This is a genomic window from Pseudomonas sp. SG-MS2 (assembly GCF_009933855.1).
Lineage (GTDB): Bacteria > Pseudomonadota > Gammaproteobacteria > Pseudomonadales > Pseudomonadaceae > Aquipseudomonas > Aquipseudomonas putida_E.
Genome location: NZ_MOMO01000072.1, coordinates 1 through 22,160 on the forward strand (window position 1 = coordinate 1; position 22,160 = coordinate 22,160).

A 22,160-nucleotide genomic window follows, 5' to 3' on the forward strand; every position below is an offset into this window, starting at 1 on the left:
CACGCCGCCCGCCGGTGAGGCCGTCAGTGCCTTCGCTGAGCGGGTGCTGGGTGCTGTCGCCCGCCTGCACCAGCAGCATGCCGGCAAGCGGGTGTTGCTGGTCACCCACGGTGGCGTCATGCGCCTGCTGCTGGCGCGCGCGCGCGGTTTGCCCAAGGAGCAGTTGCTGCAGGTGGAGGTGGGCCACGGCGCGCTTGTACGTCTGAGCCTGGGCGAAGACGGCCAACTGGCCGAGGTGCACTGAGATGCTGCCTTTATGGATTGCCCTGCAGTTTCTCAGCAGCCTGCCGGTAAGCTTGCCCGGTATGCCCGAACCACGTGAGGTGGGGCGCTCGCTGCTGTGCTATCCGCTGGTCGGTTTGCTGTTCGGTCTGCTGCTGTGGCTTGCCAGTCATCTGTTGCAAGGCGCGCCGGCGCCTTTGCACGCGGCGTTGCTGTTGACGCTGTGGGTATTGCTCAGCGGTGCGCTGCACCTGGACGGCCTGGCAGACAGTGCTGACGCGTGGCTGGGTGGGTTCGGCGATCGCGAGCGCACGCTCAAGATCATGAAGGATCCGCGCAGCGGGCCGATTGCCGTGGTCACCCTGGTGCTGGTGTTGTTGCTGAAGTTCTGTGCGCTTTGGGTACTTGTCGAGCGCGGCGCCGGTGCGCTGCTGGTGCTGGCACCTGTGATCGGGCGGGCAGCGATGCTGGGGCTGTTCCTGCGCACGCCGTACGTGCGCCCAGGCGGGCTTGGGCAGGCGCTGGCCGAGCACCTGCCGCGGCGCATGGCGCGCTGGGTGCTGTTGGGCAGCTTGCTGTTCTGCCTGCTGCTCGGTGGCTGGAGCGCGCTCTGGGCGGTCCTGCTGGCGTTTGCGGTGTTCTGCTGGTTACGACGGCTGATGTGCCAGCGCTTGGGCGGGACCACCGGCGATACGGCGGGGGCAATGCTGGAGTTGCTGGAGCTGGCCGTGGTGCTGGGGCTTGCCTTGGGGATGTAGCTGCGCCTGCCGCGTGCAATTCCCGGCAATACATCGGCAAATGCTTCGCGGGTCGGAACGGGTATCCTCGGTTTTTTCAACAGGCCAAGGAGGCCCCATGTGGCACTGGATCCTTGCCAGCTTGCTCACCTTTGTCCTGTCGCCGGCCTGTGCCGCCGACCTCATGGACTTCTGGAACACCCCGCGCCACGGTGGTAACAGCTTCAACCGCCTGCCACCCGACCAGGCCTACTTCGACGCTTTGCGCGGTTATGGCGCCACCTGGGTGCGGCTTTCCTATGACAAATGGCAACCTGCGCAGCGCGATTTTCTGCTGGGTAGCGCCGACCACTATCGGGGCTTGCCCGAAACCGACCTCCAGACACTGCGCGCTACACTTGATCGTGCGCATCAGGCTGGCCTCAAGGTAGTGATTGCCCCTCTGTCCCTGCCGGGCATGCGCTGGTCGCAAAACAACCAGGGCCAGTTCGATGACCGCCTGTGGCAAGACAAGCAGTACTGGGCCCAGGCGGCCGATTTCTGGCGTGACCTGGCGCGCGAGCTCAAGGGCCACCCGGCCATAGCCGCCTACAACCTGATCAACGAACCGGCACCGGAGCGTGAGGGCGGCCTTGCCGAGCATGCGCCCGCGCCGCACATGCAGCAGTGGTATGCGCGCGAAAAGGGCGGCGCACGTGATCTGCCGGCGTTCTATCGGCAACTGCTGCTGGCGATCCGTGAGGTGGATACGCTCACGCCGGTCATGCTCGATGCTGGCTGGTACGCCGGTGCTGACGCCTTCAGCTACTGGCCCGAGCCGCTCGAGGATCAGCGTTTGCTTTACAGCATTCACATGTACGAGCCCTTTGCCGCTACCAGTGCGCCGAACATGACGCGCAAAAAGCCGTATGGCTATCCAGGGCTGGTACCTTTTGCCGGGCAAGCCTGGCACTGGGATGGCAAGCGGGTAGAGCAATACCTTGAGCAGCCACTGGCGTGGATGGTGGCCAACAAAGTGCCGCGTGAGCGCCTGGTCGTAGGCGAGTTCGGTTGCATGCGCCGCTTGCCGGGCTGTAGGCAATATCTTGAGGACGTGCTCAGGGTGCTTGATCGCAACCAGTTGCACTGGGCCTTCTACAGCTTCCGTGAGGACAGCTGGGATGGCATGGACTATGAGCTGGGTTCGGCCAAGGTGCCTTGGCGCTATTGGCAAGCCATAGATAAGGGGGCACCGGACCCGCTGGCCCGTAGCGCTACTGACGAATTCGAGCCGATCCGGCGGCGTTTGACTGCAGAAAGCCACTGAGCTTCTTGCAACATCCTGGGTGCGGGTATATACCCGCATGACTTTGCGATGTGCTGGAGATAACGACAATGACTTCGGTTTGGCGAACCAGCGGGTGGGTACTGGCGGGGGCGGCGTTGATCTTGGCGTTGTCCCTTGGTGTCCGGCACGGCTTCGGCTTGTTCCTGGCGCCGATGAGCGCCGATTTTGGTTGGGGGCGTGAGGTTTTCGCGTTCGCCATCGCCCTGCAGAACCTGATCTGGGGCTTGGCGCAGCCGTTTGCCGGCGCGTTGGCCGACCGCTTGGGCGCGGCGCGGGTGGTCATCATCGGCGGCATTTTGTATGCCGCCGGTTTGCTGCTGATGAGTACGGCCGACTCGGCCTGGTCGCTGTCACTCAGTGCCGGCCTGCTGATTGGTATCGGCCTGTCCGGCACCTCGTTCTCGGTCATTCTGGGCGTGGTCGGCCGGGCGGTACCGGCTGAAAAACGCAGCATGGCCATGGGCATTGCCAGCGCAGCAGGCTCGTTCGGTCAGTTTGCCATGCTGCCCGGCACGCTGGGCCTCATCGAGTGGCTGGGCTGGTCTGCAGCGCTGCTGGTGCTCGGCCTGCTGGTGGCATTGATCGTGCCCTTTGTCGGGCTGCTGCGTGACCGCCCGTTGCCTGCCTACGGTGGCGAACAGACGTTGGGCCAGGCGTTGCATGAAGCCTGCTCGCACTCGGGTTTCTGGCTGCTGGCGCTGGGCTTTTTCGTCTGCGGCTTCCAGGTGGTGTTCATCGGCGTGCACTTGCCGGCCTATCTGGTCGACCAGCACCTGGCGGCAACCACCGGTACCACCGTGCTGGCGCTGGTCGGGCTGTTCAACATCGTAGGTACCTACACGGCGGGCTGGCTGGGTGGGCGCATGTCCAAGCCGCGCCTGCTCACGGCGCTGTACCTGTTGCGCGCGGTGGTGATCGTGCTGTTCCTCTGGGCACCGGTGACCCAGTTCAGCGCCTATCTGTTCGGCATTGCCATGGGCTTGCTGTGGCTATCGACCGTACCGTTGACCAACGGCACCGTGGCCACTGTGTTCGGTGTGCGTAACCTGTCGATGCTGGGTGGCATCGTCTTCCTGTTCCATCAGTTGGGTGCCTTCCTCGGCGGCTGGCTGGGTGGTGTGGTGTATGACCGTACCGGCAACTACGACCTGGTCTGGCAGATCTCGATTCTGCTCAGTCTGCTGGCAGCGGCGCTCAACTGGCCGGTGAGTGAACGCCCGGTCGCCCGTCTGCAGGCTCAGGCGGCATGAACCGCTACCTGGCTTGCGGGTTGCTGGCCCTGGGGGCCGCACTGCTGCTGGTGCTGGCGTGGTGGGGCTGGCATCGGGGCGGCATGGCCCTCATGCAACTGGGCATGGGCGTTTGTTAAGCGCTACTCTGCAAGTTCGAGGATCGTTTTGCAGGGGAGTCTTTTGATGCGTGCATATGGGTTGATGATGCCGTTGCTGGCTATGTTCGCTGCCGGTTCTGCCGGGGCGGCGGATTGCCCGGCATTGCTGCAGGGCAGCCTGCCGGAGTTGCGTGGCAAGGGTCAGGTCGACCTTTGCCAGCGTTTTGGCGGCAAGCCGTTGGTGGTGATCAACACGGCCAGTTATTGCGGGTTTGCGCCGCAGTTCGAGGGGCTCGAGAGTACCTACAAGGAGTACAACGAGCAGGGGTTGGAAATGCTCGGTGTGCCGTCCAACGATTTCAAGCAGGAAGACGCCGACAGCGAGAAGACGGCCAAGGTCTGTTATGCCAATTATGGCGTGACGTTCACCATGACCAAGACCCAGTCGGTACGGGGCAAAGATGCGATCCCGCTGTTCGTGGGGCTGGCGGAGCAAAGCAGTGCTCCGAAGTGGAATTTCTACAAGTACGTGGTTGATCGCAAGGGCAAGGTGATTGCCAACTTCTCCAGCCTGACCAAGCCGGATGATCCTGAGTTCAAGGCGGCGATCGAGAAGGCGATTGCATCGCAGCCATAACCCCGCGCTCTTGTATTTGCTTTGCTTGTGATTTGCAGCCATGGCCGGCAAGCCAGCTCGCACAGGTACCGCGCAGGCTTCAAGAACTGCGCGGCCCCTGTGGGAGCTGGCTTGCCGTCGATGGGCTGCGTAGCAGCCCTGATAAAGCTAACTGACTGGCATCAGCCACAAGGGCGGCGTTCACACAGCCGTACGTATCAGAAGCGGTAGGTGAGGGAGGCACCCACACCGTGAGCGCTGTTCTCGTACTTGGCCTGGTAGCTGCCTTTGCTGGCGCTGACCTGGTTGACCTTGGTGTCTTCCTCCCACAGGTAGGAGTAGGCCACGTCGATGGTCATGTCGTCGTTGGGGCTCCAGCCCGCACCCAGGCTGAACACCTTGCGGTCGCCGGTCGGGATGCGCGGTGAACGGTCGTGGTTGTTAGTTGGCGACTGGTCGACGGTAAAGCCGGTGCGCAGCACCCACTCCTTGTTCACCTTGTAGGACGCGCCAATGGCGTGGGCCCAGGTGTCATGCCAGTTCTGCTCTTCGCTGATGGTCTCGAACGCCGAACCTGCCAGCGGTGCCGGAACATCGTTCTGCACGGTGATGTCTTCCAGGCGGCTCCAGCGGGTCCAGGTGCTGCCCGCGTAGAGGGTCCATTGGTCGTCGAGCTCATGGGTGACCGAAAGGTCGACCGATTCCGGTGTCTTGATCTTCAGGCTGGCGTCGAACTTGTCGCCGTTGAAGGGGCCGATCAGTGGTGTGCTGACACGGGTCTTGCCTTCGAGCTTGTAGTCGACCATGGAGTGGTAGGTCAGGCCTACGCGGGTGCGGTCGGTGGCTTGCACCAGGATACCGATGTTGTAACCGACGGCGGTATCGTCGCCCTTGATCTTCACTTCACCGTCGTTGCTGCCCGGGGTGAACCGGTTGATCAGGCTCGAGCCCAGTTCGCCCTTGATGCGGTTGATGGTCGGGCCGAAACCGATCGAAACTTTATCGTTGAAGGCGTAGCTGACGGTGGGCTGGAAGGTGATGACTTCGACGTGGCTCTTTTTACCCCAATAGCGCGCGGCATCGTCGCTACCGTAGTCGGTTACCAGGCCAAATGGTACATAAACGCCGAAACCGACGCTCCAGTGATCATCGATAGGTTTGACGTAGTAACCCATCGGCACGCCGACCACAGGCACCATGTCACCATCGGTTTCCCCCCCGAGGTTGCTTCCAGGGCCCGATATATCGGTTTTGGCGATGACGGCTGCGCCGCCCACGGTGAATTGTTCGCGCTTGAGGCGTGACATGCCTGCCGGGTTGCCAAACACGGTACTGGCATCTTCGGCAGAAGAAGAACGTCCCGCGAAACCTGTCCCCATGCTGCTGATGCTCTGTTCGTTGAGGGCGAAGCCGGCAGCGAACAGATGGCTGGAAGCGAAAGCCACGGCCAAGCCGAGGGAGGTTTTGAGCATTACTTTTTTCATTATTAGAAACTCCTTGGGATCTCCGGGGCGAAAAGCTACCAACAATTCACGCGCCGCGCCATAGCCTGTATCGCAGGAGATAGAGCGGTTTTGTAGGACAATCCGACCAAAATTCCATTTTTTCCGGCAATGCTGTAGGACGTTTCTTAAGATGCCTGTGGCAATTTCTGAGCAATACACAGATGCCAGGCCTGGGTGAAGTCGCGCAGACGACCTTGGGGGTGAAAAATCTGGCGCCAGATTCGCGCCTGGCCTAGCAGGTCGTCAACGGCAGGCAGGGGCGTTGCTTGTGCTTCGATGAGCATCCAGGCAATGGCGGTGGAGTAGCGCAGGTTGACTGCCAGTTCCAGGTGCGGGCCGCCCAGGAAGGCATGCTGGCTCGCCAGGCCGCGAACCAGGCTGGCCAGCTCAGGGTCACGGGCAAGAAAATCGTCCCAGACCGCCCGATGGCGATGCTCGCCAATACGGTACAGGCCGTGGCCGCGGCGATCATGCAACGCCGAACCGAGTGCCGACTGGCTGGCCGCGATGCCCAGCAAAAGGGCTTCGGCACTGGCGCAATGACGATTGAGGTAGACCAAGGTTGGTCGAATCACATACTGACACAATTCATTCGCCGCAATACCCATGATGCCCTCGAGCAGTAAAGGGCCGACGGGCGTGGGAGCTTGGCAGCTGGTGAGTGATCAGGCCCGCCGGAAGCGGCAAGGACCGCTCGAGTTGAAGTGTAGTGTGATAATCGTGGTGTAAAGGGCTGTTTTTAAATCGATTGCTGCCTGACGTTCGGCGCTATATGCCCTGCGGCAATTAGGCCAAGAACGATCAGGTAGCTTACCGTTTACTGCATTCAACAGCTGAATGCTACGGTATTCGCCGCTCACGCAGTGAGCGACTGGCGCGTCCGGGCAATGACGGCCTGCAGCGGTTCCGAGCGGCTGTACTGTTCTGGGTACAGGCGTTCGGTGTGGCAGGCAACGCCGTGCTCGTCCACCAGGGTGAAGCTGAAGTTGCCCTTGCGTGGGGCAGTGATAAGGCACTTCAACGGCGAGAAGGCCTGGGAAAGGGTGCCAATGGCAGCCTGAATTTGATGATGAGTTTGCATATTGTTGGATGTTCCTGCTTTAAACACGGGGATTATGATCCGTGCATGATAGAAACGTTCCAGTGACGCCTTTATTAAGGGACGAACGAACCTGACTGGAACAGGGCAGCCAGAGGGGGCGCAATCATAAGGTGGGCGCTTGGGCTGACTGGTAGGTACTTCAGAGGGCAGGCAGCATGCCGGGGCCAAGGTTCTAGGCCGTCGGTATGGAATCCTGATCAATCTGTCACGTGATTCGTGCTGAACAGCGCAAGGCTGGTGAGTGAATCATCGAAAGGGCCGGTCCTGGTTTCAGCAGTGTTGCTCTTGGGGGGAGCAGGCCTGCAAGGACGTTTCTGGCCAGAATTGACTTTCAGCTTGGTACTAACGAGGGGCACCTTACCGGAAGCTGAGGTGCTTTGCAAGCTTTGTCACATGTCTTAAGGTGAGCCGAGCAGTATGGCGTTTCTTTTGCGTTGTGTGAAGAGGGGGCAAATGGCGCACAACCGGCTGGATGTACCAAGTTCGTGCATTCAAATGCAGGTTTTCGGTGCACTTGTTCACATTCGAGGCGTGACTTGTAACAGCTCGACAACACCCCCCGCCAAGCCTGCCAATGCCTTGACTGGTACCTTAAGTCAATGAAAAAAAACACTATTTTTAGCTGGTGAAAAAATCGTCAGTTTGACTGGAAGCCCCGTTTCACGCGGGTTTGCGGGGTGGTTTGGGGGGTTGTCCACCGAGTTATCCACAGGAACTGTGGATTGTCCCGAGCGCTTGCTCTAGGACGGGAGTGCCAGCAAATTACGGAACTGTCCGACAATCATCAGGCAGCTGCAGATCCGCCGGCCATCCACTTGGAAACGTCAAGAAAAGATCATCGAAATTTTTTTCCGGGCGCAGAAAATCCTCAGGTCACGATATGAAAAAAAGGGTAGAGTGGCGCGCCTTTCGAATTGCCTTCTCTGTTTGTCATGAAATTTCGCGGTAAATCCCCCACCGAACCCGCTGTCACTTCATCAGCCCCTTCGTCCAAACGCTTTTCACTGAAAGTGGCCCTATGGCTGCTGGACAACCCGCGCCTGGGCGAAAAGCCGCAGGTCAAGCACTTGGCCGGACGCCTGCTCAAACAGCCGGCTCGCGAGGGCGTGGTAGTGGCCCAGAGCCGGTTGGGGCAGATGCTCTGCCGCGACTGCGGCAATTCCCGTGACAGGCGCATCGGTCATGAACTGCTGCGCCAGGCGGCGCGGGCCGGCGACCGCCTTGCGCAACTGGAGTACGCGCGGCTCTGCCAGGCCAGTGAGCCGGGGCAGGCGCAGGAACAAACGGACTGTTAAGCTGCATCTCATTTGCGACAGACTTGTTCGGGGTAAGCATGGCAGTGGATCTGACCAGCATTGTGCTGGGCTTGGTGGCAGGCGCCTTGCCTTGCCTGGTTTGGGTCATGCAGGTGCAGCGCCGTCAGGCTGCCCGCCAAAGCGAGCGGGCCTTGCTCGAAGAACGCCTCAATGGCGCCCTGCTGGCCCAGGCCGGCCTGCAGGCGCAACTGGATGCCAGCCGGGACGAGGTCAGTGACCTCAGCGAAGCCAACACGCTCAAGCAGGCCCAACTGGCCGCCCAGGGCCGCGAACTCGAGCTGCTGCAGATTGACCGCGACAATGCCCGAGACGCTGCCCACGCCTGGCACCTCGAACGCGTCAACCGGGAAGCCGAACAGCGTCGCCTGGAGGCCCAGGCAGCACGCCTGGAAGCTGAGCTGCGTGAGCAGCAGGACAGCCATCAGCAGCGCCTTGAAGACCTGCAGGAAGCCCGCGATACCCTGCGTGCGCAGTTCGCCGACCTGGCCACGAAAATCTTCGACGAACGCGAGCAGCGTTTCGCACAGACCAGCCAGCAGCACTTGGGCCAGTTGCTCGACCCGCTCAAGGAGCGCATCCAGGCCTTCGAAAAGCGTGTCGAGGAGAGCTACCAGCAGGAAGCCCGTGAGCGTTTTTCCCTGGGCAAGGAACTGGAGCGCCTGCAGCAACTCAACCTGCGCCTGTCCGACGAAGCCACCAACCTTACCCAGGCGCTCAAGGGCCAGAAAACCCAGGGCAACTGGGGTGAGTTGATTCTCGAGCGTGTGCTCGAGCATGCCGGGCTGGAAAAAGGCCGCGAGTACCAGACCCAGGTCAGCCTCAAGAGTGCCGATGGTGAGCGCTTCCAGCCAGACGTACTGATCATGCTGCCGGGTGACAGGCAGGTGGTGGTCGATGCCAAGGTCAGCCTCACTGCCTACCAGCAGTATGTCAGCAACAATGATGAAAGCGCGCTCAAACAGCACGTACAGTCGCTGCGCAGCCACGTCAAAGGCCTGTCGAGCAAGGACTACAACCGCCTGGAAGGCTTGCACAGCCTGGATTTCGTGCTGTTGTTCGTGCCCATCGAGGCCGCGTTCTCGGCTGCCCTGCAGGCCGAGCCGAACCTGTTCCAGGAGGCCTTCGACCGGCAGATCGTGATCGTCAGCCCGACCACTTTGCTCGCCACCCTGAGGGTCATCGACAGCCTGTGGAAGCAAGAACGCCAGGGGCAGAACGCGCGCGAGATCGCCGAACGGGCCGGTTGGCTGTATGACAAGTTCGTGCTGTTCATCCAGGACCTGGACGAGCTGGGCAATCGCCTGCAGCAGGTCGACAAGGCCTATGCCGCTGCGCGCAACAAACTCTGTGAAGGGCGTGGCAACCTGGTCAGCCGCAGTGAGCAGCTCAAGCTGCTCGGCGCCCGTGCCAGCAAGAGCCTGCCGGCCGACTTGCTGGAGCGGGCACTGACGGATGAAACGGTGCCGGACGAGGCGGTTACTGAACCAGGCTCAGATGGCGATTGAGCAGCGCGCGCAAGGCCGCCGGCTTGACCGGCTTGGCCAGGTAATCGAGGCCTGCGGCATGCACCGTGGCCAAGGTTTCCTTGCTGCCGTCGGCGCTGATCACCACCCCAGGCACGGGCTCGCCCAAGCGGGCGCGTAGCCAGCCCATCAGCCCGGTTCCGGTTTCGCCGTCATCCAGGTGATAGTCCACCAGCGCCAGGTGCGGGCGCATGCCCTGCGCCAGCAACGCCTCGCAGTCGGCGCGGTTGCGCGCTGTCCACACCTGGCAGCCCCAGCGGCTGAGCAGGCTGTTCATGCCGATCAGGATGCTGTCTTCGTTGTCGATGCACAGCACCTGCAGCCCGGCCAGCGGCTGGCTGGCTTGCTCCACCGGTGCGCTCGGCGCGGCTACGGCCTGGCGGGCGATCGGTACGTTGACGCGGAACACGGTGCCTTTGCCCGGCCATGAGCGCACCTGCAGCGTGTGGCCGAGCACCCGGCACAGACCATCGGCAATCGCCAGGCCCAGCCCCAGGCCCTTTTCGGCGCGGGTCTGGTGGCTGTCCAGGCGCTTGAATTCCTGGAAGATGACCTGCAGCTTGTCGTCGGCGATGCCCGGGCCGCGGTCCCACACCTCCAGCCACAGCCGTTCGCCCTGGCGCCGGGCGCCCAGCAGGATCGGGCTCTTGCCGTAGCGCAGGGCGTTGGTAAGGAAGTTCTGCAGCACCCGGCGTAGCAGCCTCATGTCACTGTCGATCCGCAGGCGGCTACCGCGCAAGCGGAACTCCAGCCCCTTCTCGGCGGCCAGGACCTTGAACTCCGCACCCAGCGTGTCGAACAGCTCATTCAGGGCAAACGGCTTGATGTCGGGGGTGATCTTGCCGTTTTCCAGGCGCGAGATATCCAGCAGGTCGCTGATCAGCTCTTCGGCCGAACGCAGCGAGCTGTCCATGTGCTGCACCAACTGTTGGGCCTCGTCGTTCATGCCCCCGGCCTGCTGCGACAAGGCGGCGGAGAACAGCCGCGCGGCGTTGAGCGGTTGCATCAGGTCATGGCTGACCGCCGCCAGGAAGCGGGTCTTGGACTTGCTGACCGCTTCGGCCTGGCTTTTGGCCTCCGACAGGGCCTGGTTGAGTTGCGACAGCTCGTGGGTGCGTTCGGCCACCCGCTGTTCAAGGCGCTCGTTGGCATCGCGCAACGCCTGTTCGGCCTCGCGGAACGGGGTGATGTCGGTGAAGCTCATCACAAAGCCGCCCCCGGGCATCGGGTTGCCGATCAGTTCGATCACCCGGCCATTGGGGAACAGCCGCTCGGAGGAATGCGCACGGCCTTGGCGCATCCAGTGCAGGCGCCGCGCCACATGCACCTGTGCCTCGCCCGGGCCGCACAGGCCGCGTTCGGCGTTGTAACGGATGATGTCGGCGATCGGCCGGCCGACGCTGATCAAGCCGTCGGGGTAGTTGAACAGCTCCAGGTAGCGGCGGTTCCAGGCCACCAGGTGCAGGTTCTGGTCGACCACACTGATGCCCTGGTTGATGTTCTCGATGGCGCCTTGCAGCAGCGCGCGGTTGAACTGCAGCACTTCGCTGGCTTCGTCGGCGATCCGCACCACGTCTTCAAGCTGCATGTCGCGGCCTTCGATGGCAGCCTTGACCACGGCGCGGGTCGAGGAGCTGCCGAGCACCCCGGCGAGCAGGCGCTCGGTGTGTTCGATCCAGTCGCCGTCAGCGTTCTGGTTGGGGTTGAAACCTTTGCCCTGGCGATAGGCAAAGCGGATGAAGCTTTGCCGCGCACGTTCCTCACCGACAAAGCGCGAGGCCAGCGTCAGCAGGTCATCGATCTGCACCGCCAGCAGCGGTTTGCCGTTGGGGCGGGCACTGGTCTGCTGGCCGATGAAGCGCCCGGCCTGCCAGTGCTCCGAGACGCGCGTGCGTGACAGCATCGAGACCCAGGCGAACAAGGTGAAGTTGCCCGCCAGTGACAGCACCACGCCCTGGGTGAGCGGCGTGATCGGCAGGCCCAGCGGGTTGCCGTGCAGCCACGCCAGGCCCGGGAACAGCTGCAGCGACCAGCCCAGGCTGTGGGCGGCGATCGGCAGCACCAGGGTGTAGAACCACAGGAATATACCCGCAGCGAGGCCGGCGAACACGCCACGGCGGTTGGCTTGCTTCCAGTACAGCGCACCGAGCATGGCTGGGGTGAGTTGGGTCACCGCGGCGAAAGCAATCTGGCCGATGGTTGCAAGGCTTGCGGTAGAGCCAAGCAGGCGATAGCTGACATAGGCCAGCAGCAGGATGACCACGATGGTCACCCGGCGCACCGACAGCATCCAGTGGCGGAACACCTCGAAAGGCCGCTCTGCGTTATTGCGGCGCAACAGCCACGGCAGCAGCATGTCGTTGGAGACCATGGTCGACAACGCCACGGCCTCGACGATGACCATGCCGGTGGCGGCCGAGGCACCGCCGATGAAGGCCAGCAAGGCCAGGCTCGGGTGCGCTTCGGCCAGCGGCAGGCTGATCACGAAGGAATCGGAAATCACCGTGCCTGGCAGCAGCATTTGCCCGGCCAAGGCAATGGGCACCACGAACAGTGCGGCCAGGGCCAGGTACATCGGGAACACCCAGCGCGCCAGGCGCATGTCCTGCGGCTCGATGTTTTCCACCACGGTCACGTGGAACTGCCGGGGCAGGCAGATGATCGCCATCATCGCCACGGCGGTCTGCACGACCATCGATGGCCAGTTGATCGTCTCCTGCCAGTAGCTGTCCAGCAGCACCGACTGGCGTGCCTGGGTGAACAGGTCGTCAAACCCGTCGTACAGGTTGAACACCACGAACACGCCGACGGCGAGAAAGGCCAGCAGCTTGATCAGCGACTCGAACGCGATGGCCAGGACCATGCCGCGGTGGTGTTCGGTCACGTCGAGGCTGCGCGTGCCAAAAACGATGGCGAACAGCGCCAGTACCAGCGACACCACCAGCGCGGTGTCCTGCACACGGGTGCCGGTGGCGTCGGCATTCGCGCCGATCAGCAGGTTGACACCGAGCACGATGCCTTTGAGCTGCAAGGCGATGTAGGGCAGCACCCCGACCAGGCAGATCAACGCCACCACCACGGCCAGGGTCTGCGACTTGCCGTAGCGCGCAGCGATGAAGTCGGCGATCGAGGTGATGTTCTGCTGCTTGCTGATCAGCACCATCTTCTGCAGCACCCAGGGTGCGAAGATCAGCAGCAGGATCGGGCCCAGGTAGATCGGCAGGAACGCCCAAAGCTGCTCGGCCGCCTGGCCGACCGCACCGAAGAAAGTCCAGCTGGTGCAGTACACCGCCAGGGACAGGCTGTACACCCAGGCGCGCAGCCGCGGCGGCAATGGTGTGCTGCGGCGGTCGCCGTAGAAGGCGATGGCGAACATGACGGCCATGTAGGCCAGGGCGACCAGGGCGATCAGCCCGCTGGACAACGACATGAAGACTCCGGAGCAAAAAAAGTAACGCGGTCCCGATCAGTCAGTCTGGCACGCAGGCACAGGTTCGTCAGCGCCGACGATGGTCGCAGTGGCGTGTCGTCGCAGGGCCGGGCACATCAGCCTGTGCCGGTGCCCGGCAATGCCCGCCATCGCCTCAGGAAATGTCGATCTGGTAGCGGAAGCCTTCTGCTGCTGCCTGGGACACGCGGTACTCCAGCGGGTTGCGGTCGTAACCCAGGGCCGTGCGCTGGATTATCACCACCGGCGCACCTTCTTCGATTGCCAGGTGGCGGGCACTGGCGGCATCGGCCGTACCGACTGTCAGTGTTTCCTTGGCCGAGGCTACGCACTGGCCACAGTGGGACTCGTAGAAAGGGTAGAGCAGGTCGCCGAAGGCCTCTGCATCGATATCCAGCAGGGCCATGAAACGCGCAGCCGGTAGCCAGATCTGCTCATGAAACAGCGGGCGGCCATCTACCAGGCGCAGGCGCTCGAGCCAGATGACCTGTTCTGCGTCGCCCAGCCCAAGGGCTTTGCTGACTTCAGCCGGCGGCTCGCGCAACTGCTTGTCCAGTATGCGGCTGATCGGCACCAGGCGCTGGCCGGTCGAATCCACCTGTCGGAAAAACCGAAACAGTGAACCCTCGAAGTCAGGGCGCCGCACGAAGGTGCCGCGGCCCTGGCTGCGCAACAGCAGGCCTTCATTGACCAAGGTGTCGACCGCCTTGCGCACAGTGCCGATGGCGACACCGTAGAGGCGGGTCAGCTCCGTTTCAGTAGGGATCGGTGCCCCGGGTAGCCACTGCCCGGCGGCGATCCTGGCGAGGATTTCTTCCCGTACTTGCTGATAAAGCGGTAGGCGCGGGTCTTGTCCGAGTATCCCGTTACTCATTGTGCGAAGGGTCCATGGCTGACGAGTTGGCGCTACTTTACCACCCGGGGCTCGATTGACAGAGTCGGTCGACTGAAGATATGGTCATATATTCATATATATGACTGCATGTTTGTATAAAAACACAGCGCTTCAGCTGCCATAACAATCGACCAGGGTTCGCTTCATGACCAACCCCTATCTGCCCGCCATCACCGGCGTCGATACCCATGCCCATATCTTTCGCCAAGACCTGCCGATGGTGGCCAACCGTCGCTACAGCCCGGACTACGATGCGCTGATCGAGCAGTACCTTGCTCACCTGGATCAGCATGGCCTGTCCCATGGCGTACTGATCCAGCCCAGTTTCCTGGGCACCGACAACAGCTTCATGGTCCAGGCCCTGCGCCGCTTTCCAGAGCGCCTGCGCGCAGTGGCGGTCGTCGATGCGACGGTCAGCGATCAGCAGCTGGATGCGCTGGCTGACGTTGGCGTGGTCGGCATCCGCCTGAACCTGATCGGCAAGCACCTGGCAGACTATGCCGGGCCCGAGTGGACCGCATTGTTCAAACGCCTGGCTGCGCGCGGCTGGCAGGTGGAAATCCAGCGTGGTTTCGATGACCTGGCATTGATCGTGCCGGCGATCCTCGCCTGTGGCGTGGATGTGGTGGTCGATCATTTTGGTCTGCCTGGCGAAGGGATCGACCCGCGAAAGGACAGCCACCGCACTTTCCTTCACCTGCTCAGCGAACCGAAGCTGTGGCTGAAGCTGTCTGCCGGGTATCGCAGCCAGACCGATCTGGCCAAAGCGCAGGTACTTCTGGCGCAGATACGGCAAGCGGCGGGTGGCCTGGAGCGCTTGCTGTGGGGTAGCGACTGGCCCAATACCCAGTTCGAACGCCAGACCAGCTACGCCGATCAGTATGCCTTCTTCGAAGCGCTGCTCCCCGATGCGTGCGAGCGTGCCCAGGTGCTGAGACTCAACCCGGCGAAGCTGTTCGGCTTCGACCGTTCGCGCTGATACTTACACAATAACAACAGGACACTTTCAACATGATGAGCATGCTCGTCGTCGCGGCCATCGTCGTCGCCGTGGCCCTCGGTTACAAGACCAAGATCAACATCGGCCTTTTCGCCATCGCCTTTGCCTATCTGATCGGTTGTTTCGGCATGGGCCTGAGCCCTTCGGAGGTCATCGGCCTGTGGCCGCTCAAGATCTTCTTCGTGATCTTCTCGGTCTGCCTGTTCTACAGCTTCGCCACGGTCAATGGCACCTTGGAGAAGCTGGCCGAGCACCTTATCTACCGCTGCCGGGCAGTGCCGCAGTTGCTGCCGTTCGCCGTGTTCTTCGCCGCCACCGTGATCGCCGCGATGGGGGCGGGGTACTACACCGTGCTGGCGTTCATGGCGCCGATTACCCTGCTGCTGTGCGAGCGTACCCGCATGAGCCTGATCGTCGGCGGCATGGCCGTGAACTATGGCGCGCTCAGCGGGGCCAACTTCATGTCCAGCCAGAGCGGCATCATCTTCCGCGGGCTGATGACCAATGCCGGCGTGAGCGACAACCAGGCGTTCATCAACGCGGCCGGTATCTTCGTCAGCACCTTGGTCATCCCATTGCTGGTGATCGGGGTATTCGTCTTCCTCACCGGCCATGGCCGCGCGTTGAAGGCTTCGGCCGTTGCTGTCGAGGCGCCAGCGGCGCTCAACAGCCAGCAGCGAACCACGTTGTGGTTGACACTGGCGATGATGCTGATGGTGCTGGCTGCGCCGGTGGCCAGCATCGCCCTGCCGGGCAATGCCACGGTAGCCTTCATCAACGCCAAGGTGGATATCGGCCTGATCGCCAGCCTGTTCTCGGTGATCGCCCTGTTGCTCAAGCTCGGTGACGAACGCAAGGCCATGGCGACCGTGCCCTGGGGCACGCTGATCATGATCTGTGGTGTGGGCATGCTGATTTCCGTGGCGATCAAGGCCGGCACCATCGACATTCTCGCCTCCTGGATCGGCACCAGCATCCCGCCAATCATGGTGCCGGTGGTATTCGGTGCGGTGGCGGCATTCATGTCCATCTTCTCCAGCACCTTGGGCGTCGTGACGCCGGCGCTGTTCCCCATGGTGCTGCCGATTGCACAGAACATGGGTATCGAGCCCATGATCCTGTTCATTGCCATCGTTGCGGGTGCCCAAGCCACTTCCATCTCGCCGTTTTCCTCCGGCGGCAGCCTGATTCTGGGCTCCTGCAGCAACGAGAAGAGCCGCGCTTCGTTGTTCCCGCAGTTGCTGTTCAAGGCGGCGCCCATCGGCTTCGTGGCGGCGCTGGCGTTCAATGTGCTGCTGACCTTCGTGCTCTGACGTTCAAAAGCATGAAAAAAAACCGCAGCCTGGCTGCGGTTTTTTCATGCCTGTCGTTGCTGTGACTAGAACCGGAACCGGCTGATCATCTGCTGCAACTGCCCACCCAGGCGCGCCAGCTCGACACTGGAAGCGGACGTCTGCTGGCTGGCCTGCGCCGTCTGCTCGGAAATATCCCTCACTGTCACCACGCTACGGCTGATCTCTTCGGCCACCGCGCTCTGCTGCTCGGAAGCCGCAGCAATCTGCTGGTTCATCGATTGAATCCCCGAAACGCGTTGGGTTATGCCTTCCAGCGCCACCCCGGCTTCACGCACCAGCGCCACGCTGCTCTGGGTCAGGCTCTGGCTTTCGTCCATCAGTTCGCTCACTGAGCGGGTGCCTTCTTCCAGGCTACCGATGGCCGACTCGATTTCCAGGGTCGACGCCTGGGTACGCTGCGCCAGGCTGCGCACTTCATCGGCCACCACGGCAAAGCCACGGCCAGCCTCACCAGCGCGTGCTGCTTCGATCGCGGCATTGAGCGCCAGCAGGTTGGTCTGCTCCGCCACTGCCTTGATAACGTCCATGACCTTGCCGATACGCTGGCTCTCGTTGCGTAGCGCACCCATGGCTTGGCCAGTGGCGTCCACCTGGTTGGCCAGCCGGCCGATCTGCGCGACGGCGCGGTTGGCCACACTTTCGCCTTCGCGTGCTTCCTCGTCCGTGGCACTGGCGGCCTGCGAGGCCTCACCGGCGTTGCGCGCCACTTCATGCACGGTGGCGGCCATTTCCTGCATGGCCGTGGCAACCTGATCGGTTTCCACTTTCTGGCTGCTGGCGCCGGCGCTGGTCTGCTCGGTGATGGCCGACAGTTCTTCAGTGGCACTGGCAATCTGCGAAATACCGTCGCGCACCTGCGCGATCAAGTCGCGCAGGTTGCCGGTCATGCCCTGCAAGGCATTTTGCAACTGGCCGACTTCGTCGCGGCGGCGGCTGGCCGGTTGCTCGCTGAGGTTTCCGGCGGCTACCTGCTGCATGGCACGCAAGGCCTGCTGCAGCGGCGCGCTGATCTGGCGGGCGATGATGAGCGCGGCAAAGATGCCCATGAGCAGCGCCAGCAGCGTGGTGAAGATCTGCAGGTTCTTGGCGAACTGGCTGTCGCTGACCACCGATACCGCCTGGGCGTCGAGCAGTTCACCGATCAGGCCTGTGAGTGTGTTTATGTCGCTGGCCATGGCGTTGCGGCACGCGACCAGCTTGCTCACTTCTCCACGGAAAGCTTCGACCGCCTCGGCATAGGCGCGAACCTGTTGGTTCAGGGTGGCGAACTGTGCGTCGAAGCTGCCATTGAAACGCGCCACCAGGCCTGGCAACTCGTTCACCGTGGTGGCGATCTGTGCGTTCATCAGTTTTTCGGTGTCGGCGTTGGTGTTACCGGTGTAGCCGCGTACGTGGTAGCGGAGCAGGATCAGGTTCTCGCGGATCTGGTTGATCGCTTCGCTGCGTACAACGCGTTGCTCGGCATCGGGCAGGGCGCGTACCTGGGTGCGAATGGTCTCAATGCTGGCGAACGAACGGGTGGCGAGGGCGCCCATTTCCTTTTGTGCCGCGCGCATTTTCTGGTACGACTGGAAGCTCTGCGCCTGGTTGGCGGCATACCCGCGAAGGGTCTGCTCTGCCTTGTCGACCAGCGCCAGGCTCTGTGGCTTGACCAAGGTCCCACGCAGCTTCGCCAGCGGCGTCTGGAACGCTTCAAGCGCGCCCTGCAACGCCTTGCCTTCGTTTTCTGCGCCATTGGCGATGGCGTGGCGCAGGCGCGCCTCACGCAGGTCGCCCAAGGCATCGTTGAGGCGCGACACCTCACTGACCACCTCGCTGCGGCGTACCAGGCTGCCCATGCCTTCCCAGCTGATCAGCGACTGGAGCAAGGTCAGGCCCAGCACCAGGCCGAAACCGAGGAAGAGTTTGTGGGCGATCCTGAGGTCGCCTATCCAGGTAAGCATGCTGCTGAGCTCCTTTTCTTGTGCGTTGGAGGAGACCGGAGGTCCGTTCCTTCTGGTAGATACAGTCATCTATATGTTTAATCGGCAGATGTAACAAAATCTGAACGCTGATAGCAAGAAGATTGGCGTCAAAATGCCATCATGCGGCGCCGCGGGCGCTGTGCCCGACGTGCCTGGCTTGCCAGCAGCAGGCGTTCGCGTGCAAATTTGTGGCTTATCGCGGCCTGCGCGCCTCAAATGACAAAAGCCCCTCAGGGAACAAGGACGATGAGTCATTCCTCGCAATTCACCTTGCTCGGCAAGCGGCGCTTCCTGCCGTTTTTCATCACCCAGTCGCTGGGTGCCTTCAACGACAACCTGTTCAAGCAGTCGCTGATCCTGGCGATCCTGTTCAAGCTCAGCCTTGGCGACGGGGACCGCTCGATCTGGGTCAACCTTTGCGCGCTGCTGTTCATCCTGCCGTTCTTCCTGTTTTCGGCACTGGGCGGGCAGTTTGGCGAGAAGTTCGCCAAGGACGCCTTGATCCGCGCGATCAAGCTGGCCGAAATTGCCATCATGGCCATCGGCGCGCTCGGCTTCGTCAGCGATAACCTGCTGCTGATGCTGGTGGCGCTGTTCTGCATGGGCACCCAGTCGGCGCTGTTCGGCCCGGTGAAGTATTCGATCCTGCCCCAGGCGCTGCGTGAAGAAGAGTTGGTGGGTGGCAACGGCCTGGTGGAGATGGGCACCTTCCTCGCCATTCTCGCCGGCACCATTGGCGCCGGGGTGATGATGGCCAGCGACAGCTACGCCACGGTGGTGGCGGGCGGGGTGGTGGGCACCGCAGTGCTGGGCTACCTGGCCAGCCGCTGGGTCCCGCGTGCGGCGGCCGTATCACCGCAAATGCCACTGGACTGGAACATCTTCAAGCAGTCGTGGGTGATCCTGCGCATGGGGTTGGGGCAACCGCCCGCGGTGTCGCGTTCGATCGTCGGCAACTCGTGGTTCTGGTTCGTCGGCGCCATCTACCTGACCCAGATCCCGGCCTACGCCAAGGACTGGCTGCATGGTGACGGCACGGTGGTGACCTTGGTGCTGACCCTGTTCTCGGTGGGTATCGCCTTGGGCTCGTTATTGTGTGAGCGGCTCAGTGGGCGCAAGGTCGAGATTGGCCTGGTGCCTTTCGGCTCGTTTGGCCTGACGCTGTTCGGGCTGCTCTGGTGGTGGCACTCCGGTGATGTGCCGGCCGGCGCAGCGCCGCACGACTGGCTGGCACTGCTGGGCATGAGCCAGGCCTGGTGGATCCTGGTGTCGATCGTCGGCCTTGGGGTATTCGGCGGCTTCTATATCGTGCCGCTGTACGCGCTGATCCAGGCGCGCACCGCCGAGGGCCAGCGCGCCCGGGTGATCGCGGCCAACAATATTCTCAATGCCTTGTTCATGGTGGTGTCGGCCATCCTCACCATCGTCCTGCTGGGCCTTGCGGACCTGAGCATCCCGCAGCTGTTCCTGGTGGTGTCGCTGCTCAATATCCTGGTCAACGCTTACATCTTCAGGATCGTGCCCGAGTTCACCATGCGCTTTTTGATCTGGCTGTTGAGCCACTCGATGTACCGCGTGGAGCATCGCGGCCTCGAGCGCATCCCCGACGAAGGCGCAGCGCTGCTGGTGTGCAACCATGTGTCATTCGTGGACGCGCTGCTGCTCGGCGGGGCGATCCGCCGCCCGATCCGGTTCGTGATGTACTACAAGATCTACAACCTGCCGGTGCTCAATTTCGTGTTCCGCACCGCAGGTGCCATCCCGATTGCCGGGCGCAATGAAGACCAGGCCACTTACGAACGCGCGTTCGCCCGTATCGCCGAGTACCTGGCGGCGGGGGAGGTGGTGTGCATTTTCCCGGAAGGCAAGTTGACCGGCGATGGCGAGATCGATGTGTTCCGCGGTGGTGTCAGCCGCATTCTCGAAGAAACGCCGGTGCCGGTGATTCCACTGGCGCTGCAGGGGCTGTGGGGCAGTTTCTTCAGCCGCGATCCGGGCAAGGGGTTCTTCAAGCGCTTGTGGTCGCGGGTGACCATCGTCGCCGGTGCTTCCATCCCGGTGGAGGTGGCGCAGCCTGAGTTGCTGCGCGAGCAGGTCAGCCGCTTGCGCGGCGACCTGCGTTAGGCATAAGCCGTCAGCTGGCGCTGACTTTCAGGCCGATCAGGCCGGTAACGATCAGCGCCACACTGACCAGCCGCACCAGGGCCATGGATTCACCGAACAGGATGATCCCGGCGATCACTGTGCCGACGGCACCCACGCCGGTCCAGATGGCATAGGCGGTGCCCAGCGGCAGCTCTCTCATGGCTAGGCCCAGCAGGCCCAGGCTGATGACCATGGCGCCGACGGTTAGCACGGTGGGAAGCGGGCGGGTGAAGCCGTCGGTGTATTTGAGGCCGACAGCCCAGCCGACTTCGAACAGGCCGGCGAAGAACAGGATGATCCAGGACATGAGTGAGTCTCCATCGTTTGAATGATGGGGCCGTCCCCGTAATGGTCACGCGGTGCGTCGTGAGGTCGTCCTCACCGTGGGCATGATAGTGCAGCTGCAAGCTGCAAGCTGCAAGCAGTACGGCGTCGTATTGGGCGCCGCGGTACCGCTTTGATTTTTCTTGCAGCTTGCAGCTCCAAGCGTCAAACCCCTTGCGGAATCTCTTCGCCGCCCAGTGCTTCGAACAGCACCGGGAGGAATTCGCTGAAGGTCATCATCATCAGCAGGAAGCTGGCATCGAACTGCTGCGCCGCTTCATCGCCGCCATCCTGCTCGGCCTGCTCCTGCAGCAGTTCTTCGAACTTCAGGCGCTTGATCACCATTTTGTCGTCGAGCACGAAAGACAGCTTGTCCTGCCAGGCCAGGGCCAGCTGGGTAACCACCTTGCCAGTGCTCAGGTGCAGCTGGATTTCCTCGCCGGTCAGGTCCTGGCGCTTGCAGCGCACGATGCCGCCATCTTCGGCGGTGTCGCGCAACTCGCATTCATCCAGCACATAGAAACCTTCGGCAGCCTGCTGCGACTTGACCCAGTCGGTCATGGTCGCGGCCGGTGCGATCTTGACCGTGGCAGGGCGCACCGGCAGCGAGCCCATCACCTCACGCAGGGTCGACAGCAGGTCTTCGGCGCGCTTGGCGCTGGCCGAGTTGACCAGGATCATGCCCAGGCGCGGGGCGATGGCGGCGAAGATCATCGAGCGGCGGATGAACGCGCGCGGCAGGAAGGCCTGGATGATCTCGTCCTTGATCTGGTCGCGTTCCTTTTTATAGACCTTGCGCATCTGCTCGGTCTCGATCTCTTCGACCTTCTCTTTGACAGCATCGTTTACGACGCTGCTTGGCAGGATGCGTTCTTCCTTGCGCGCGGCAATCAGCAGGAACTCGCCACTGACGTGCACCAGGGGAGCGTCTTCGCCTTTGCCGAACGGCGCGACGAAACCATAAGTGGTCAGCTCCTGGCTGGCGCAGGGGCGGGCCGGCTTGCTGGCCAGGGCGGCCTCCAGTGCTTCAGCCTCGAACGGGACATCCTGGGTCAGGCGGTAGGTCAGCAGGTTCTTGAACCACATGAGGGTGAGTCTCTCCTTAATGCATAAGGGGGGCATTATTCTCCGTGCAGCCGTTCCAGGCCAGCCCTGTCATCGGGCCAGCAGCCATATAGAGGAAAGAAACCGTAGACGGCGCTAGGTCTTTGAAAGGCCTGAGAATTTTTTTTAGAAAAGTTGAAAAATGTGCTTGCCAGGGTGGCGCTCCCTCCGTAGAATGCGCGCCACACCGAGACGAAGGGTGATTAGCTCAGCCGGGAGAGCATCTGCCTTACAAGCAGAGGGTCGG

At 62.3% G+C, this 22,160-nt stretch carries 18 protein-coding genes and 2 pseudogenes; 11 read left to right on the forward strand and 9 right to left on the reverse strand.

Annotated features, from left to right (window positions below; translation table 11 throughout):
- The 6 genes from BLX42_RS05835 to BLX42_RS05855 all read left to right on the forward strand — a co-directional run.
- The coding region (locus tag BLX42_RS05835) for a histidine phosphatase family protein (RefSeq protein ID WP_178110723.1) at positions 1–244 on the forward strand (244 nt) is incomplete at its 5' end.
- Position 245: 1 nt separating this feature from the next.
- On the forward strand, positions 246–980 hold the full coding sequence (locus BLX42_RS05840; protein WP_046787437.1) for an adenosylcobinamide-GDP ribazoletransferase: 735 nt from the start codon (positions 246–248) through the stop codon (positions 978–980).
- Positions 981–1,143: 163 nt separating this feature from the next.
- Positions 1,144–2,265, forward strand: coding sequence for a glycoside hydrolase family 5 protein (locus BLX42_RS05845; RefSeq protein ID WP_161871350.1), 1,122 nt, complete (start codon positions 1,144–1,146; stop codon positions 2,263–2,265).
- A 68-nt stretch (positions 2,266–2,333) separates the two neighbouring features.
- Entirely contained in the window at positions 2,334–3,536 is a 1,203-nt protein-coding gene (locus BLX42_RS05850; RefSeq protein ID WP_046787435.1) for an MFS transporter, read from the forward strand.
- Positions 3,533–3,655: a hypothetical protein gene (locus BLX42_RS26820; protein ID WP_256345742.1), complete on the forward strand. Its 123-nt coding sequence runs from the start codon at positions 3,533–3,535 to the stop codon at positions 3,653–3,655. The genes BLX42_RS05850 and BLX42_RS26820 overlap by 4 nt, the downstream gene beginning before the upstream one ends.
- Before the next feature lie 46 nt (positions 3,656–3,701).
- Positions 3,702–4,253, forward strand: a complete 552-nt coding sequence (locus BLX42_RS05855) for a glutathione peroxidase (RefSeq protein WP_161871344.1) — start codon at positions 3,702–3,704, stop codon at positions 4,251–4,253.
- Positions 4,254–4,450: 197 nt separating this feature from the next.
- Here the strand turns inward: BLX42_RS05855 and BLX42_RS05860 are convergent, their stop codons facing one another.
- The 3 genes from BLX42_RS05860 to BLX42_RS05870 all read right to left on the reverse strand — a co-directional run bounded on the left by BLX42_RS05860 (position 4,451) and on the right by BLX42_RS05870 (position 6,818).
- The gene (locus BLX42_RS05860; RefSeq protein ID WP_161871345.1) at positions 4,451–5,716 is read right to left on the reverse strand and encodes an OmpP1/FadL family transporter; all 1,266 of its coding nucleotides are present in this window, start codon (positions 5,714–5,716) and stop codon (positions 4,451–4,453) included.
- Positions 5,717–5,862: 146 nt separating this feature from the next.
- A complete protein-coding gene (locus tag BLX42_RS05865) occupies positions 5,863–6,345 on the reverse strand; it encodes a hypothetical protein (RefSeq protein ID WP_012313161.1) in 483 nt (160 codons plus the stop codon).
- A 248-nt stretch (positions 6,346–6,593) separates the two neighbouring features.
- Positions 6,594–6,818, reverse strand: coding sequence for a hypothetical protein (locus BLX42_RS05870; RefSeq protein WP_012313162.1), 225 nt, complete (start codon positions 6,816–6,818; stop codon positions 6,594–6,596).
- 953 nt (positions 6,819–7,771) lie between these two features.
- Between BLX42_RS05870 and BLX42_RS05875 the strand changes: the two are divergent.
- Both BLX42_RS05875 and rmuC read left to right on the forward strand, forming a co-directional pair.
- Positions 7,772–8,116 (forward strand): annotated as a pseudogene (locus tag BLX42_RS05875) (sel1 repeat family protein); the annotation flags it as partial.
- 170 nt (positions 8,117–8,286) lie between these two features.
- Entirely contained in the window at positions 8,287–9,660 is a 1,374-nt protein-coding gene (gene rmuC, locus BLX42_RS05880; protein WP_161871351.1) for a DNA recombination protein RmuC, read from the forward strand.
- On the opposite strand, the gene BLX42_RS05885 is transcribed toward rmuC, so the two are convergent.
- Both BLX42_RS05885 and BLX42_RS05890 read right to left on the reverse strand, forming a co-directional pair.
- A complete protein-coding gene (locus tag BLX42_RS05885) occupies positions 9,632–13,108 on the reverse strand; it encodes a hybrid sensor histidine kinase/response regulator (protein ID WP_125924953.1) in 3,477 nt (1,158 codons plus the stop codon). The genes rmuC and BLX42_RS05885 overlap by 29 nt on opposite strands.
- 154 nt (positions 13,109–13,262) lie before the next feature.
- Positions 13,263–14,000: a GntR family transcriptional regulator gene (locus BLX42_RS05890; RefSeq protein WP_046787429.1), complete on the reverse strand. Its 738-nt coding sequence runs from the start codon at positions 13,998–14,000 to the stop codon at positions 13,263–13,265.
- 166 nt (positions 14,001–14,166) lie between these two features.
- Between BLX42_RS05890 and BLX42_RS05895 the strand changes: the two genes are divergently transcribed.
- Both BLX42_RS05895 and BLX42_RS05900 read left to right on the forward strand, forming a co-directional pair.
- On the forward strand, positions 14,167–15,000 hold the full coding sequence (locus tag BLX42_RS05895) for an amidohydrolase (protein ID WP_161871346.1): 834 nt from the start codon (positions 14,167–14,169) through the stop codon (positions 14,998–15,000).
- 32 nt (positions 15,001–15,032) lie between these two features.
- Positions 15,033–16,334 (forward strand): SLC13 family permease, encoded by a 1,302-nt coding sequence (locus BLX42_RS05900; protein ID WP_046787427.1) that lies wholly within the window; start codon positions 15,033–15,035, stop codon positions 16,332–16,334.
- A gap of 65 nt (positions 16,335–16,399) precedes the next feature.
- On the opposite strand, the gene BLX42_RS27150 is transcribed toward BLX42_RS05900, so the two are convergent.
- Together BLX42_RS27150 and BLX42_RS27155 are read right to left on the reverse strand one after the other, a co-directional pair.
- On the reverse strand, positions 16,400–17,263 hold the full coding sequence (locus BLX42_RS27150; protein WP_371926624.1) for a methyl-accepting chemotaxis protein: 864 nt from the start codon (positions 17,261–17,263) through the stop codon (positions 16,400–16,402).
- A pseudogene (locus BLX42_RS27155) lies at positions 17,255–18,388 on the reverse strand (methyl-accepting chemotaxis protein); the annotation flags it as partial. The gene BLX42_RS27150 and the pseudogene BLX42_RS27155, both read right to left, overlap by 9 nt.
- A gap of 198 nt (positions 18,389–18,586) precedes the next feature.
- Between BLX42_RS27155 and BLX42_RS05910 the strand changes: the two are divergent.
- The gene (locus tag BLX42_RS05910; protein ID WP_161871348.1) at positions 18,587–20,464 is read left to right on the forward strand and encodes a 1-acyl-sn-glycerol-3-phosphate acyltransferase; all 1,878 of its coding nucleotides are present in this window, start codon (positions 18,587–18,589) and stop codon (positions 20,462–20,464) included.
- A gap of 10 nt (positions 20,465–20,474) precedes the next feature.
- On the opposite strand, the gene sugE is transcribed toward BLX42_RS05910, so the two are convergent.
- The gene (gene sugE, locus BLX42_RS05915) at positions 20,475–20,792 is read right to left on the reverse strand and encodes a quaternary ammonium compound efflux SMR transporter SugE (RefSeq protein WP_161871349.1); all 318 of its coding nucleotides are present in this window, start codon (positions 20,790–20,792) and stop codon (positions 20,475–20,477) included.
- Positions 20,793–20,974: 182 nt separating this feature from the next.
- Positions 20,975–21,895 (reverse strand): recombination-associated protein RdgC, encoded by a 921-nt coding sequence (rdgC, locus tag BLX42_RS05920; protein WP_046787424.1) that lies wholly within the window; start codon positions 21,893–21,895, stop codon positions 20,975–20,977.
- Positions 21,896–22,160 lie beyond the last annotated feature (265 nt).

Bases quoted from the DNA above. Each gene is read 5' to 3' on its own strand.
- BLX42_RS05900 (WP_046787427.1), top strand. From the start codon at position 15,033: ATGATGAGCATGCTCGTCGTCGCGGCCATCGTCGTCGCCGTGGCCCTC.
- BLX42_RS05910 (WP_161871348.1), top strand. From the start codon at position 18,587: ATGAGTCATTCCTCGCAATTCACCTTGCTCGGCAAGCGGCGCTTCCTG.
- BLX42_RS05870 (WP_012313162.1), bottom strand. From the start codon at position 6,818: ATGCAAACTCATCATCAAATTCAGGCTGCCATTGGCACCCTTTCCCAG.
- BLX42_RS05845 (WP_161871350.1), top strand. From the start codon at position 1,144: ATGGACTTCTGGAACACCCCGCGCCACGGTGGTAACAGCTTCAACCGC.
- BLX42_RS05860 (WP_161871345.1), bottom strand. From the start codon at position 5,716: ATGAAAAAAGTAATGCTCAAAACCTCCCTCGGCTTGGCCGTGGCTTTC.
- BLX42_RS26820 (WP_256345742.1), top strand. From the start codon at position 3,533: ATGAACCGCTACCTGGCTTGCGGGTTGCTGGCCCTGGGGGCCGCACTG.
- BLX42_RS05840 (WP_046787437.1), top strand. From the start codon at position 246: ATGCTGCCTTTATGGATTGCCCTGCAGTTTCTCAGCAGCCTGCCGGTA.
- BLX42_RS05850 (WP_046787435.1), top strand. From the start codon at position 2,334: ATGACTTCGGTTTGGCGAACCAGCGGGTGGGTACTGGCGGGGGCGGCG.
- sugE (WP_161871349.1), bottom strand. From the start codon at position 20,792: ATGTCCTGGATCATCCTGTTCTTCGCCGGCCTGTTCGAAGTCGGCTGG.
- BLX42_RS27150 (WP_371926624.1), bottom strand. From the start codon at position 17,263: ATGACCGGCAACCTGCGCGACTTGATCGCGCAGGTGCGCGACGGTATT.
- BLX42_RS05885 (WP_125924953.1), bottom strand. From the start codon at position 13,108: ATGTCGTTGTCCAGCGGGCTGATCGCCCTGGTCGCCCTGGCCTACATG.
- BLX42_RS05890 (WP_046787429.1), bottom strand. From the start codon at position 14,000: ATGAGTAACGGGATACTCGGACAAGACCCGCGCCTACCGCTTTATCAG.
- BLX42_RS05895 (WP_161871346.1), top strand. From the start codon at position 14,167: ATGACCAACCCCTATCTGCCCGCCATCACCGGCGTCGATACCCATGCC.
- BLX42_RS05865 (WP_012313161.1), bottom strand. From the start codon at position 6,345: ATGGGTATTGCGGCGAATGAATTGTGTCAGTATGTGATTCGACCAACC.
- BLX42_RS05855 (WP_161871344.1), top strand. From the start codon at position 3,702: ATGCGTGCATATGGGTTGATGATGCCGTTGCTGGCTATGTTCGCTGCC.
- rdgC (WP_046787424.1), bottom strand. From the start codon at position 21,895: ATGTGGTTCAAGAACCTGCTGACCTACCGCCTGACCCAGGATGTCCCG.